The organism is Photobacterium rosenbergii (genome assembly GCF_003026455.1).
Taxonomy (GTDB): Bacteria; Pseudomonadota; Gammaproteobacteria; order Enterobacterales; family Vibrionaceae; genus Photobacterium; species Photobacterium rosenbergii.
The window spans coordinates 1-13,834 of sequence record NZ_PYMB01000030.1 but is presented as its reverse complement, the minus strand read 5'-3'; the positions used below and the strand labels follow the sequence as shown (position 1 = coordinate 13,834).

Genomic DNA, 13,834 nt, shown 5'->3' with positions numbered 1-13,834 from the left:
AATGGCAAATAAAAAAGCCGGAGCGTTGTCAATCGCTCCGGCTTTATCATTTGTATGGCTTGCTACTCTAGACCCAGTGCCAGCAAGGTTTGCTTCACCGCTTCTGCGGGAAGCGGCACATACCCATCCTTCTTCACTAAATCCTGTCCTTGGTCTGACAAAATAAAGCGGATAAATTCACTTTCGAGCGGCGGCAGTGGCCTATCAGGGTGCTTGTTTACATAAACATACAGGTAACGAGCTAATGGATATCGACCGCTCGCGGCATTCTCAATCGTCGGTGCGACATAGTCACTGCCTTTACGCGCAATCGGCAGAGCCCTAATCCCCGTGGTTTGGTAGCCCACACCAGAGTAACCAATCGAGTTGAGGGATGTCGAAACCGACTGTACCACAGAGGCCGAGCCTGGCTGTTCATTGACATTGTTACGGAAGTCCCCCTGACACAGGGCCTTCTGCTTGAAGTAACCATAAGTACCGGAAACAGAGTTACGACCGAACAACTGGATACTGCGCTTTTCCCAACTGCCAGTCAGCCCCAACTGCCCCCAGCGAGTGATCGCTTGGTTCCCACCGCAACGCAGCGTCTGGGAAAAGATAGCGTCCAACTGCGTAAAATCGAGCCCCTGCAGTGGGTTATCCTCGTTGACGAATACCGCTAAGGCATCGATTGCGACCCGGATCTCCGTCGGCTTGTAACCGTATTCTTGCTCGAATGCCGCAATTTCCCTGGCCTTCATCCGCCGACTCATCGGTCCAAACTGGGCGGTCGCTTCGATCAAGGCAGTGGGCGCGGTTGACGAGCCTGCGGCCTGAACCTGGATATTCACACTTGGATAGGTTCGCTTGAATTCTTCCGACCAGTAGGTCATTAGATTGGCAAACGTATCGGAGCCGACCGATGATAAGTTACCGGAGATCCCTTTGACCTTGACGTAATGAGGCAACGGGCTGTGATCTGCCTGCGCCGGGCCAGTTGCGGCCAAGATAGACAGTGGCAATACAAGGTAAGAGGTGATTTTTTGCCATCGGGCCATGGCCTGCCTGATCCGGTTTATCATTCGATTTTCATGACTCCTCAAAACAACAAAAGCGGCCTTTAGGCCGCTCAATACTTTAGCATATTTTTTCAGGTTCGCTTTATGCTGCGTTAGCAATCAAACGCTGTGGCAGGGTAAAGGCAAAGGTACTGCCAACTCCAACTTCACTCTCTATCTCGAGGTGTGAGTCATGGTGGCTCAATGCATGCTTAACAATCGCTAGTCCCAAACCACTACCGCCAGTTTCACGCGAGCGAGCTTTGTCGACCCGGTAGAAGCGCTCGGTCAGTCGATGAATATGCTGCGGCTCGATGCCCTGCCCTTGGTCAGTAACTTCTAGCCTTGGGCCTGCGGAGGTCAAGTACCAGCGTACCTTCACCTCGGCATCTGCCGGGGTGTGCTTGACCGCATTGTAAACCAAGTTGGAAATCGCACTGCGCAGTTGGTCTTCATCCCCCAGCACCTTGAGCGATTTATCTACCTCGAAGGTAAACAACTGCTCTTCGCCACCACTGAGTGAAATAGCTTCTTTTTCCAAAACATCGAGCATCACTGGGACATCAATCGTTTCTTCCAGCTCGATATTCGGTGCCGCCTCAATTTTAGACAGGGTCAGCAACTGCTCGACCAGGGAGTTCATCCGGGTCAACTGTTCGGTCATGACCCCGTGGGCTTTATCCCACATAGGCCCCACCAGCATCTCGGGATCTTTCGACATCTCCAAGTAACCCTGCAACACCGTCATTGGCGTACGAAGTTCATGGGAGACGTTGGCAAAGAAGTTGCGTCGCATACCTTCAAGCTGCTTAACCTGCGACACATCACGCACCACCATCAGGTATTCACCCTCGGTGTAATGCATGATCCGCAGTTCGAGTGTGCGGTCATAGTTAAGCGGAGAAGTGATTTCGAGTGGTGTCTCAAACGACTGCTTGCTCAGGTAACGGACAAAATCCGGGCTACGGAGCAAGTTGCTGATCGGCTGGCCGGCATCATCCGGCCAACGGAAACCAAGCAAATGCTGGGCAAGCTTGTTACACCATACGATGTTCCCTTCGCTGCGAAAGACAACAACAGCATCAGGAAGGGACTCCGCACCGTTTCTGAAACGGCGGATCAAGGTTGCCAGCTCTTTGCGACGGCGTCGGTTACGTTGCTGTAAACGGTAAATCCCATTGAAAAGAGGCTCCCAACTTCCCGATCCCGAAGGGGGGGTTAGGCTTCGCTCTTTCCATAACCAGTTGGACATCTTCAATAAATTATGAAAATGCCAGATTAACTGGATCCAAGTTGCGACCAGCAAGAACCAGGGCATGTAACCAAATACCCACCCTAGTGCGATCCAAGGCAAGTAGAAAAAGAGTAGTTCCCAGACTAACTTCTTCCACGACAGCCGTTCTACCATTTATTACTCCGTCACCGCGTTACCCGCCGTGCGCCTGCTTGATTGTTACTACTATACTCGGGTCGAGAAACGGTAACCCGCTCCGCGCACCGTCTGAACCAATTTATCGTGACCGCCGGTTTCCAACGCTTTGCGTAGACGACGGATATGAACATCAACAGTTCGGTCTTCAACATACACGTTGGTACCCCAAACGTTATTCAGCAGCTGTTCGCGGCTGTATACACGCTCTTGGTGGGTCATGAAGAAGTGAAGCATCTTGAACTCAGTAGGCCCCATATCCAGCGGTTGTTCATTGGATGTCACGCGGTGCGATACTGGGTCAAGCTTGAGGCCCTGAACGTCAATCACGTCATCCAAAGAAGTCGGGGATACACGGCGCATGACCGCCTTCAGACGTGCCATCAGCTCTTTTGGCGAGAACGGTTTGGTGATGTAATCATCCGCACCCACTTCCAAGCCACGTACTTTATCCTCTTCCTCACCACGGGCAGTCAACATCACTACCGGGATCTGGCGGGTCATTTCGTCACGCTTCAAGTGCTTGATAAGATTAATTCCTGAGCCACCTGGCAGCATCCAGTCGAGCAAAATCAGCTCTGGATACGGTTCGCACAGTTTCTCCAGTGCCATGTCATAATCTTCGGCTTCAATCGCCTGATATCCCTTCTGCTCAAGAACGAAGCAAAGCATCTCGCGGATTGGAGCTTCATCCTCTACAACAAGAATCCGTCTTACCATCGTAATCAATACCTATTAATTGCTGTCTTTCGAGCGCCATTATGTGTGTTAAGTATGACACTTTTGTGACTTTCGCGGAGAAATACGTAACTGAACGTATATCATACTGTCATATAGCACTCTGTTGCATCTAAATGCAACGTATTGATAAAAAAGATAATTGGCTAGCCTGCTTTTAACGAACAGGCCACCGTCTTACCCCCTGACCCTGATCTGGCTACGGCCGCCTCCCTGGGCTTCGACCGCAACCTGTACGCCAATACGCTCGACCAGGGTACCGACATGGGATATCACCCCAATCTGTCGGCCATCGGCCTGCAGCGCATCAAGGCAGGCCAGTGCCATCTCCAAACTATCCGGATCGAGCGTACCGAAGCCCTCATCGATGAACAGCGAACCAAGCTGGCGGGTATCCGCTGCCAGCGAAGCAAGTGCGAGCGCCAACGCCAGCGACACCAGGAAGCTCTCGCCACCGGATAGCGACTCCACGCTACGGACCTCATCACCCATGTCATGGTCGACCACCTGAAGGGCCAATGGGCTGTTCGGCACCGGTTGCAGGGCATAACGCGGAGCAAGGTCATGTAGGTGCTCGTTGGCCAGCATCACCAATTGCTGAAGAGTCAGGCCCTGTGCCAAGGTGCGGAACTTATTCCCGGTTGCCGAACCGATCAGCTCGCTCATCTGCAGCCACAACTCAGTTTGCTTCTGCTGGACTGCCATTTTATCGGTCAGCTCCCCAGCCTGCTGCAAGGCCTGCTCGGCCATGGTCAGACGCTGGCGCAACTGAAATATCTGTTCATCGCAAGAGAGCTTTTCGCTGTTCCAGCCCTCACGCAACTGGCGCACAGCGGTGTCATCTTCAGCCAGTATTTCGGTATTGATATCATGGCCGGCAAACCACTGTTCAGCTTGTTCTGCCAAGGCTTTGTGCTGCTCAATCGCACGGGCACGCTCATGGACCCGTGTTGCCACTTCGGTACGGGTATCCTCCATTGCCTTTAGCGCGTTCTGCTCTTGCTCAAGCCAGTCCTCGTCCTTACTTAGCAGTTGCATAAGCTGATGCTCGTTAAGCGCCAATTTTTCCTGCCAGCCCAGCCAGTTATGCACCACCTGACGGTTCTCCGCAGATAGTTCTTTGTCCTGCTGCTCAAGGCCTGCCAAAGCGGCAGAGGCAGCAGCCATAGTTTCACCCGCCTGGCGCTGGGCCTGCTCAGATTGTTCATGCTGCTGCTGGGCTTCTGATACGGCAATTTTAGCCTGCTGCTCAATCGCATCCGCCGCCTGCTCACCAAATAAACTTACCCGCTGCTGCCACAAGGATTGAACCTGCTGCTGCAGTTGCTCAGCCTTTTGCTGCTTTTCCAGCGCCTGTTTATAGCTGGCTGCCATATTCGCTTCCAGCTCTGCAAGTTGCGGAGCTAACTCATTAAGCTCACGCTCTACCTCTTGTTGGGCCTTATGGCTCGACAGGTACTGCTCCACTTGGTGTTTGAGCTGCTGGATATACTGCTCGGCACCGTGCTGGCGTAACATATCCAGCCACTGGCTGTTACCGTATTGCTCGTTCAGCGCTTCGCCACGGGAAGACAGGATTTCCTGTTGGGTCTGGCTCTGCTGATCAATCGACTGCAACCGCTCTATGCGCTGGGTATTGGCTTGCGTTTGCTGGTGAACATGCTCTTTGATTTCGGCTTCTGCCTGTTGCAACTGCTGGCGCTGGTACTGTAACTGTCGGCCTTGCTGTAACTGTTGCTGGGCTGCTTCCATACCCTGCTGCAGCGACCTGATCTCACCATAAGCTTGCTCCGCTTGCTGCTGCCACTGCACCAACTGATCGTTCAGGTGGCGGCTTTCAGCATCTGCCGTCAATGGGGTCGAAAGTTCAACCTCCTCAAGCATCACCAATAGTTGGCTGACAATTTGGTCGCTGTAGGCACGGTAGCGAGCCAGTTCGTTATCGATCACAGCCAGACGTTGCTGGCACTGTGGCAACTGCTGTTGCAGGTGGCGTCTTTCGCCCTCACCGTTTTGCAATAGCTGCTGCAATTCACGCAAGCGTTGCTGCTGGCTGTGCAGCAAGCCTTCAACAACCGGGTGTTGTTCAGCATATGGATGCTCAAGCGAACCACACAATGGACAAGGCGAGTCAGGTTGCAGGTGACTGCGGTACTCACTGAGGTTCACCACCGCCATGCTTTGCTGTAGTTGCTGTTCGGCCTCTTGGTAGCGGGCCATGAGCTGTTCCATTTCCGGCGACAGCGCCTCCAGCCTGGCTTCTACCTGCTGCTTGAGCTGACTCAGCTCTTGATGCTCGACCTTGAGCTTCTCCATCTGCTCGAGCAAGGTTGACCATTCTTTGGTGCCCGACATTGCCTGACGCAAGGTATCAAGCTCTGCTTGCTTACTGGCAAACTGTTTCTGGCTATCGGCTATCGCCTGCTCTTGCTGCTCAACCTTAAGCTCCTCAAGCACCTTGGTCACCGCGTCAAGCTGGCCGGTAACCTCTTTCTGTTGTGCCTCCAACATTGCAGCATTGCGATCGTGGGATTGCTGCTCAAGTTGCAGCTGTTGTTTCTCACGCGACAATGTTGCCAAGGTGCGGTGGGCAGACAAATACTGATCTAAGTTGTCCAGTACCGGCTGGTACTGTTCAGCAACACCAGCTAGCTCACGGTTTTGCTCAAGCACTATAGCCAACTGGTGGTGGCGTTGCTGCAATTGCTGGCGCTGGTGTTTTTTCTGCTCTGCTACCTGCTGTTGCTCATTGAATGTCTTGAGCTGTTGCTGGTAGTCCGTATCAAGCTCAGCCAGCTGGCGCTGACCTGCTGCCAATTGCTCGTCGAGCAAGGCAACCTGCTTAAGCTTCGGCTCCAGCTCATCCCAATGCTGCTTGGCCTTCACCAGTGCCTGCTTGGTACCCTGCACCCGATTATCCGCCTCAAGCAGGCCCTGCTTGTGCCGAGACAACTCATCTGTAGCCTTGGCAATAGATGCCTGTAATTTGCTCAGCTGAAGCTGGGTTTGCTGTAGCAAAGTAAAATCGCTACGGGCCGGCTGGACCTTGGCAATCTGTTTGAGTTGCTCTTGGCGCGGAGCGGCCTCTTTAAGCTGCTCTTCGGCTTGAGCCAGTGCCTGCTCAGCCTCCTGTTGCTGTTGCTGCAGCCGGGTTTGGGTTTGCAGTGCCTGCTGGTGCTGGATCAACGCCGCTAAAGAAGCTTCCCACTGACCCAACTGAACTTTGAGGGCATCAAGTTGGCCGGTTAGCTGGGCTTTTTGCTCATCATCTAGCAGTTCAATATCGCCTAGCTGGCCCTGCAAGGCCTCAAGCTTTTGTTTTTCCTCACGAGCCCGCTCATAGGCGGCCATCGATAGGCGGCCGTAGATCTCACCGCCGGTCATGCGCTCAAGCAAAGCGGCGCGTTCATCAGCACCGGCTTTCAGGAAAGCGGCGAATTCGCCCTGTGGCAGCATGACTGCACGACGGAACTGCTCGAACGACAGTCCCACCAAGCGCTCAACTTCCGCCTGCAACTCGGCTTTCTTACCGGCAAAACGTTGGCCGGTTTCCAAACTTTCCAGCCATTGCTCCGAGGCCTGAATACGGCCATCGGCACGCCCCCGGGCACGGCGAACATGCCAATGGGCACGCCAGTGACTGCCATCATTGGCAACAAAATCCACCTCGGCAAAACCTTCTGCTTTGCCGCGCGACAAAATACTACGGACATCATTGGCTTTGATCCGGCCGTTGTCGCCATCCCGGCCAATTTCCGCATCATTTTTCTTATTGGATTGCAGGCGGGGAATGCGGTCGTATAACGCAAGGCAAATCGCATCAAGTAAGGTCGACTTACCAGCACCGGTCTTTCCGGTAATGGCAAACAAACCCGCATCACCCAAACGGCCGCCAGCAAAATCAATCTCAAATGGCTGCTGCAAGCTAGCCAGGTTTTCACCACGTAGCGCTAAGATTTTCATCGTTATTCTCTTTCTTGTTCTGGCTTACGACTCAACAGCATCGCTGTCTTCCACGGCAATCAACAGGCTCTCGAAAGCTGCAGCCATGGCTTCATCCGGCTCGCCTTGGTATTTCTGGCTCCAGCTCAAGCTAAAGACCTGCTGGGGCGTGACATCTGACAGACGACGCTGGCCAAGACCATTCTGAGCTTGTTGCTGCTGATAATGTGGGGTGATTTTGGCCAACCTTACAGCCTTACCCTCAAGCGCTTCGAGCACTTTTTCACGCAACAAGGCTTGCGGTTTATCCAACTGGATATGCACTTCCAAAAATGGTTGCTGCTCACGTGGGCGCTCATCGACATCCAACGCTTTGAGCTCTTCAAGCACTTGCTCCAGCGGGCCCGGTGATGATGGTACCTTGAGCATATCAACGGCCCGTGGCACCGAAACCGACTCAATACCGGAAACTGCTGCACCATCTAGCTCAACCATGACAACCTGGTGGTTGTAGCCTCGCTCGGACATAGACAGCGGCAGCGGGGAGCCGCTATAGCGAACCTGCTCTTTCTTTGCCACACGCTGGGCCAAATGCAGGTGTCCTAACGCCACATAGGCCATATCATCGGCAAAAATAGAGGCAGGCAACGCGTGCTGGTTACCCCCGAGTACCCGGCGCTCTGACATTTCCGACAGTTTGCCCGATGCCATATAAGCGTGGCCCATACCGATCAGGGCCTGATCCGGCGTCTGGATCTGACGCGCTGCCTCAGTCACCTCACCGTAGAGGGTTTCCACCCCTTTGATCAATCGATCGTCTTCTTCATCGAGATCTTCGGTACGCAGGTCAGCACTACGCAAGAAAGGGACAGCCAACACCCATGCCGCTTGCTCACCAGCTTTATTGGTCAGCGGGACCAACATCCGCTCGGTGTCCAGCTCACCATCGACCTGGCGGTGGATACCACCGACGATATGCAAATCAAAGGCTCTCAGCAGTTCATGCGGCGCATCAAGCTTGCTCGGCGAATCATGGTTACCACCAATCATCACTACATTGAGCTCCGGCATACTCTTCGCCATCCTTGCCAGGAAGCGGTATAGCATCCGCCAGGCACTGGCCGGTGGATTGGCGGTATCAAAAATATCACCCGCAACCAGCAGGGCATCGACCTGCTCTTGCTCAAGGGTCTGCGCCAGCCAGTCAAGAAATGCCTGGTGCTCGAAATCGCGGTTATAGCCGTGCAGCTGGTGGCCCAGGTGCCAGTCGGAAGTATGGAGGATCTTCATTGCGGTCGATATGCCGTTATGGAAACACTTGTTTGGATTGTACCGCACTTTATGTTTTGCCCAAGCAGCAGAGCACGAAAACTTAAGACAAAAGCTAACCAATGCAATAAGATTGACAGCCAAATGCACAACCAAGGATTTGTAACAGCCATGATGTGGTTTAAAAACGTACTTACCTATCGCTTCAGCCGCGAGATCGACCTCAATCCTGATCAACTTGAGAAGCAACTTGAAGAGTTCCGCTTTACCCCGTGTGGCAGCCAAGATCAGCAGAAATTTGGTTGGGTCCATGCACTGGGTAAGCACGGCGACATGTTTACCCATGTAATTGGTGACAACATCCTGATTTGTGCGCGCAAAGAAGAAAAGATGCTGCCAGCGTCAGTGATCAAAGAAACACTGAACGAAAAAGTTGAAGCCCAGGAAGCCGAGCAAGGCCGTAAGCTTAAGAAAAGCGAAAAGGACACCATCAAAGATGAAATCGTGATGGACCTGCTACCACGCGCCTTCAGTCGCAAAAGCCAGACTTACGCTCTGATCATGCCAAAAGAAGGCTATGTACTGGTTGATGCAGGTAGCTTCAAGAAAGCCGAAGATCTGCTGGCACTGCTGCGTAAATCTATCGGTAGCCTGCCTGTTATCCCGGTAACACCAGAAAAACCAGCCGAGCTGACCATGACCGAGTGGGTACGCTCAAACACTTCGCCTAACGGTTTCACCATTGGCGAAGAGGCCGAGCTAAAAGCTATCTTGGAAGATGGTGGCGTGATCCGCTGTAAGCAGCAGGACCTATCGAGCGATGAAATCATGGCTCACATCGAAGCCGACAAGCTAGTGACCAAGCTATCTATCAACTGGCAGGACCGTATCGATTTCGTACTGGCAGACGATCTGTCCATTAAGCGCTTAAAGTTCTCTGATGAGCTAAAAGAGCAGAATGATGATATCGACCGCGACGAGATGGCCCTGCGTATCGATGCTGACCTATCGCTGATGGCTGGCGAATTCTCTGCCTTCTTGCCGAACCTGTTCGAAGTACTTGGTGGCCTTGAAGCCAAAGCCTAACCGGTAACCTTATCTGTTGTGGCACCTCACTTTGGGTGCCACTTTTCCTCCCTATTAACACCCCCGCATTACCAACAAAACCCACTGTGACTCCCTATAGGGAAAACCGCCTTATCAGCCGTTTACACTCACCAGTGACGAAAGTTTGCCTAATTCGGCAATAACATTGCTATTGAGGGGTAGATCACAGTAAAATCCCGCCTCAACTCCGTATCCCCCTGCGATACGGCCTGATTTGCAATCAGACACTGGAATATAAGAGCTATGTTTAAACCTGAATTGTTATCGCCTGCGGGCAGCCTGAAAAACATGCGCTACGCGTTTGCCTACGGTGCAGATGCTGTGTACGCCGGCCAACCACGTTACAGTCTTCGTGTACGTAACAACGAGTTCAACCACGAAAACCTGAAAATCGGTATCGACGAAGCTCATGCCCAAGGCAAGAAGCTTTACGTGGTATGTAACATTCAGCCACATAACTCTAAACTGAAAACCTTCATCCGCGATCTGAAGCCTGTTGTGGAAATGGGCCCAGATGCACTGATCATGTCTGACCCAGGTCTTATCATGATGGTGCGTGAGAACTTCCCTGAAATGCCGATCCACCTATCTGTTCAGGCGAACGCCGTGAACTGGGCTACCGTGAAGTTCTGGGCTGCAAACGGCGTTGAGCGTGTGATCGTTTCTCGTGAACTTTCTTTGGAAGAAATCGAAGAGATCCGCGAGCACTGCCCTGAGACCGAGCTGGAAGTTTTCGTCCACGGTGCACTTTGCATGGCTTACTCTGGCCGCTGCCTGCTATCTGGCTACATCAACAAGCGTGACCCTAACCAGGGTACCTGCACCAATGCCTGTCGCTGGGAATACAAAGTGGAAAAAGGCACTGAAAACGATGCAGGCCAGATCGTTGAAGAGTTCAACCCAAGCGATGCCCAGGCTATCGAAGTACAGGACGAGCGTCCTGAGACGACTATCGGCCGCGGCAAGCCAACCGATGAAGTCGTACTGCTAAGCGAAGCGCACCGTCCAGAAGAGAAGATGGCAGCGTTCGAAGACGAGCACGGCACCTACATCATGAACTCAAAAGATCTTCGTGCTATCCAGCACGTAGACCGTTTAACCAAGATGGGCGTTCACTCGCTGAAAATCGAAGGCCGTACTAAGTCGTTCTACTACTGTGCCCGTACTGCACAGGTTTACCGTAAAGCAATTGATGACGCTGTTGCTGGCAAGCCATTCGACGAAAGCTTGATGGGTACCCTGGAGAGCCTGGCACACCGTGGTTACACCGAAGGCTTCCTACGCCGCCACACCCATGATGCTTACCAGAACTACGACTACGGCTACTCAATCTCTGACAGCCAGCAGTTCGTCGGTGAGTTCACTGGCAAACGCCGTGGTGATCTGGCTGAAGTCGAAGTGAAGAACAAGTTTGTAGTCGGTGATAGCCTTGAGCTAATGACACCACAGGGCAACGTTATCTTCACCCTTGAAGCAATGGAAAACCGCAAATCTGAAGTAGTAACAGACGCCAAGGGTAACGGCCACTTCGTATTTATCCCAGTACCAGAAGATATGGATCTGGAATACGGCTTGCTGATGCGTAATCTAAACTCAGGTGAGAACACCCGTAACCCACACGCACCAAAAGACGGTAAGTAATCACCATGGCACTGCTTATTACCACTAAGTGCATTAACTGCGACATGTGTGATCCCGAGTGTCCGAACGAGGCGATCACCATGGGGGCCGAAATCTATGAGATCGACCCCGACAAATGTACCGAGTGTAAGGGACACTACGACAAGCCGACGTGCCAGTCGGTGTGTCCGATCACCAACTGTATCATTACCGATCCCGACAACGTCGAGACAGATGAAGCCCTGTTCGAAAAGTTTGTCACCCTTCAAGGATTGGCATAAAAGAAAAAGCGCCGAAAGGCGCTTTTTTTGTATCTGTATTTTAGGCTTACAGTGGCATTAACCTGTGGCTGGTGTGCGCAACAACAACATGCACTGTGCTGGCGGTAACGGTTTTTGTTTGGGCTTTTTCTTCACCTTGGCGACCTTTTCTTTCTTTGCTTTAGGTTTGGGTTGCGGCTTCCAAGATGCTAGCTCTGCCCCACAACCATCACCCGGTGGTGGTGTGGGCTGCGCTTTACAATTGCTGTCGCCATCCGGGCAATTTAGCCTGACATGGAAGTGGTAATAATGCCCCCACCACGGCCTGACCTTCTGGAGCCAATCTCTATCTTTCCACTCCCGCTGACACAGTTGCTCTTTGATTACCGGGTGGACAAAAATCCTGGCAACCCGCTCATCCGCTGCGGCCAATTGGACCATCAAGGCTTGCTTATCCCCCCAGTTTTTCTTGTTTATTTTGTATTGCTTGATGTGGACCATCGGCAAAGGCTGGACATCAATCAACTCTTCTTCGCTGAGTGGACCATCACTCAATTTGAGCCAAATATCCGCATCGAGTCCGGTCTGATGACTATTATGGCCCGATGAAAAACGTCCGCCCCTCGGCATAGCAATATCACCAACCAATAACTGCCCTAGTTCCAATTTATGGACGCTCTTAGATAAATCATGGAGAAAACGGATCATCGATTCGTGGCCGTAATAACGACCGCGCTGCGATCGCATCACCTGATAGCCTTCCCCTTCCAAAGGCAAAGGCTCAGCCCCTGCCAGACAACCGTTATTGTAGGTACCAATCGACTCAGACTGACCCACTGACGGCGCTTTCACCTTTTCCCACGGGCTTGCCGCAGCAGGCAACCCTATCGCAACCCCTAGCAGAAGGGCAAAAAAATACCTCATGCCTACCTGATCCTTTTGTCACTTTTTTATCCGCATACTTTTGAGCATAGCAAGCAACAAAAAAGCTGCCCGCAGGCAGTTTGATCATTTTGGATCTATTATCCGACTCTCGATCGTTACTTCATCTGCTGATCGAGGTTCAAAATGGTCAGGGCATTGCTGACGCTGGTCGCCAACACATCAACCACACCGGAGCGTAGTGCACCCAGCAGTGCCAATGCTTTACTGTTCTCGGCAGCAGTAACAACCACTGTTGGAATATGCCTGAGCTCTTCCATGCTTAGGCCAATAACCCGGTCGCTCATCATGGTATCGGCACGGCGACCTTGGCTGTCAAAAAAGTCATAGCCGGCAATATCCCCTACCACACCTTTTCGGATCCGCGCCTCGACAATCTCCTGGGGCGTAAACCAACCAAGTTTAACCATATGGCTGTTTTCATTCATATCCCCCACTCCCACCAGAGCGACATCTGCACGCCTTGCGCGATCAAGAGTCTCCTTGACCGTACCGTTTTTCATAAAGGATTCTTTAACCTTGATATCCTCGACATAGGCTGGCGCATAAAGCGTTTCACTAATGCCGTCATATTTCTTGGCGAGCAGACGGCAAACATGGTCGGCATTGATGGCATTACCCGAACGGTGGGTGCCACCAATACCCGATACAAATCGGCAGTTACGGTGGGGAACGACACCAACATGGCTAGCGATCGAGGCAATATTTCTTCCCTGCCCAACAGTCACCACCATGTCATCGGTCAAAATCGATGACAGGTAGCTCGACACTAAGCTGGCAACCTGCTGGCGCTGGCTCTCGTCATCAGGCTGATCCAAGGCAATTAAGGCACGCTTCAAGTTAAAGCGCTCGACCAGCTGCTGCTCCAACTTTTCACTGAACACTGGGTGGTATTTCACGGTGATTTCCACCACCCCTTCATCCCTTGCCCGACGGAGCAAGCGACCGACTTTGGCCCGAGACATCCCGAACATCTTGGAGATTTCTTCCTGGGTCGCCCCATCCTGGTAATAGGCAATGGCAATCTCAGTAAGCTGATCGCTGTCTACATGGGTAGTGTCATTCTGGGGCGCTGTCATAGCCATACCTTTGATATAAATAGGGTTACGAATAAGGTTTAATCTGAAAGGTATTTTAGCGGGTAATGGGGGGGAAGGAAAAGCGGTTCTGGGTCCTGGGTCCTGGGTCCTGGGTCCTGGGTCCTGGGTCCTGGGTCCTGGGTCCTGGGTCCTACAGCATTCACTGCTCACTCAATAACTATCAAGCTCTTCTTTTGCTTTTCCTAGGACCCCGTTCCAGTTTCTCCTAGGACCTTACGTTTTGCCGAAGGCTAAACGTAAAAAAGCCCAAGCATTTCTGCTTGGGCTTAGTATAAGTGGCGGAGCGGACGGGACTCGAACCCGCGACCCCCGGCGTGACAGGCCGGTATTCTAACCAACTGAACTACCGCTCCACTCAAATCACCGTGTGTTCAGCACGATAACTTAAAT

General features: G+C 52.4%; 10 protein-coding genes and 1 tRNA gene. 3 read left to right on the top strand and 8 right to left on the bottom strand.

Going from position 1 to position 13,834, the window contains the following annotated elements; translation table 11 throughout:
• Window positions 1-62: 62 nt before the first annotated feature.
• From C9J01_RS26440 to C9J01_RS26420, 5 genes are all read right to left on the bottom strand, one after another.
• Window positions 63-1,061, bottom strand: coding sequence for a PstS family phosphate ABC transporter substrate-binding protein (locus tag C9J01_RS26440; RefSeq protein ID WP_237157068.1), 999 nt, complete (start codon window positions 1,059-1,061; stop codon window positions 63-65).
• Between the two features lie 79 nt (window positions 1,062-1,140).
• A complete protein-coding gene (gene phoR, locus C9J01_RS26435; protein WP_107301073.1) occupies window positions 1,141-2,445 on the bottom strand; it encodes a phosphate regulon sensor histidine kinase PhoR in 1,305 nt (434 codons plus the stop codon).
• 51 nt (window positions 2,446-2,496) lie between these two features.
• Entirely contained in the window at window positions 2,497-3,186 is a 690-nt protein-coding gene (phoB, locus tag C9J01_RS26430; protein WP_039469114.1) for a phosphate regulon transcriptional regulator PhoB, read from the bottom strand.
• Between the two features lie 195 nt (window positions 3,187-3,381).
• On the bottom strand, window positions 3,382-7,167 hold the full coding sequence (locus C9J01_RS26425) for an AAA family ATPase (protein WP_107301072.1): 3,786 nt from the start codon (window positions 7,165-7,167) through the stop codon (window positions 3,382-3,384).
• 24 nt (window positions 7,168-7,191) lie between these two features.
• Window positions 7,192-8,436, bottom strand: a complete 1,245-nt coding sequence (locus C9J01_RS26420) for an exonuclease SbcCD subunit D C-terminal domain-containing protein (RefSeq protein WP_107301071.1) — start codon at window positions 8,434-8,436, stop codon at window positions 7,192-7,194.
• Window positions 8,437-8,589: 153 nt separating this feature from the next.
• Here C9J01_RS26420 and rdgC point away from each other — a divergent pair, with 153 nt between their 5' ends.
• The 3 genes from rdgC (at window position 8,590) to C9J01_RS26405 (ending at window position 11,423) form a co-directional block, all read left to right on the top strand.
• Window positions 8,590-9,501, top strand: a complete 912-nt coding sequence (gene rdgC, locus C9J01_RS26415) for a recombination-associated protein RdgC (protein WP_201797872.1) — start codon at window positions 8,590-8,592, stop codon at window positions 9,499-9,501.
• 264 nt (window positions 9,502-9,765) lie between these two features.
• Window positions 9,766-11,163 carry a prephenate-dependent tRNA uridine(34) hydroxylase TrhP gene (gene trhP, locus C9J01_RS26410; protein ID WP_107301070.1) on the top strand — a complete coding sequence of 466 codons (1,398 nt, stop codon included), beginning with the start codon at window positions 9,766-9,768 and terminating at the stop codon, window positions 11,161-11,163.
• 5 nt (window positions 11,164-11,168) lie between these two features.
• A complete protein-coding gene (locus tag C9J01_RS26405) occupies window positions 11,169-11,423 on the top strand; it encodes a YfhL family 4Fe-4S dicluster ferredoxin (RefSeq protein WP_107301069.1) in 255 nt (84 codons plus the stop codon).
• Window positions 11,424-11,480: 57 nt separating this feature from the next.
• Here C9J01_RS26405 and mepA read toward each other — a convergent pair whose 3' ends face one another.
• The 3 genes from mepA to C9J01_RS26390 form a co-directional block, all read right to left on the bottom strand.
• The gene (gene mepA / locus C9J01_RS26400) at window positions 11,481-12,326 is read right to left on the bottom strand and encodes a penicillin-insensitive murein endopeptidase (protein WP_107301068.1); all 846 of its coding nucleotides are present in this window, start codon (window positions 12,324-12,326) and stop codon (window positions 11,481-11,483) included.
• A 116-nt stretch (window positions 12,327-12,442) separates the two neighbouring features.
• Window positions 12,443-13,423 (bottom strand): sugar-binding transcriptional regulator, encoded by a 981-nt coding sequence (locus tag C9J01_RS26395; RefSeq protein WP_107301067.1) that lies wholly within the window; start codon window positions 13,421-13,423, stop codon window positions 12,443-12,445.
• Between the two features lie 297 nt (window positions 13,424-13,720).
• A tRNA-Asp gene (locus C9J01_RS26390) sits at window positions 13,721-13,797 on the bottom strand.
• Between the last annotated feature and the right edge of the window lie 37 nt (window positions 13,798-13,834).

What these genes read in the sequence shown, in the direction of transcription:
- C9J01_RS26440 (WP_237157068.1), bottom strand. Translation starts at nt 1,061, where the DNA reads ATGATAAACCGGATCAGGCAGGCCATGGCCCGATGGCAAAAAATCACC.
- phoR (WP_107301073.1), bottom strand. Translation starts at nt 2,445, where the DNA reads ATGGTAGAACGGCTGTCGTGGAAGAAGTTAGTCTGGGAACTACTCTTT.
- phoB (WP_039469114.1), bottom strand. Translation starts at nt 3,186, where the DNA reads ATGGTAAGACGGATTCTTGTTGTAGAGGATGAAGCTCCAATCCGCGAG.
- C9J01_RS26425 (WP_107301072.1), bottom strand. Translation starts at nt 7,167, where the DNA reads ATGAAAATCTTAGCGCTACGTGGTGAAAACCTGGCTAGCTTGCAGCAG.
- C9J01_RS26420 (WP_107301071.1), bottom strand. Translation starts at nt 8,436, where the DNA reads ATGAAGATCCTCCATACTTCCGACTGGCACCTGGGCCACCAGCTGCAC.
- rdgC (WP_201797872.1), top strand. Translation starts at nt 8,590, where the DNA reads ATGTGGTTTAAAAACGTACTTACCTATCGCTTCAGCCGCGAGATCGAC.
- trhP (WP_107301070.1), top strand. Translation starts at nt 9,766, where the DNA reads ATGTTTAAACCTGAATTGTTATCGCCTGCGGGCAGCCTGAAAAACATG.
- C9J01_RS26405 (WP_107301069.1), top strand. Translation starts at nt 11,169, where the DNA reads ATGGCACTGCTTATTACCACTAAGTGCATTAACTGCGACATGTGTGAT.
- mepA (WP_107301068.1), bottom strand. Translation starts at nt 12,326, where the DNA reads ATGAGGTATTTTTTTGCCCTTCTGCTAGGGGTTGCGATAGGGTTGCCT.
- C9J01_RS26395 (WP_107301067.1), bottom strand. Translation starts at nt 13,423, where the DNA reads ATGACAGCGCCCCAGAATGACACTACCCATGTAGACAGCGATCAGCTT.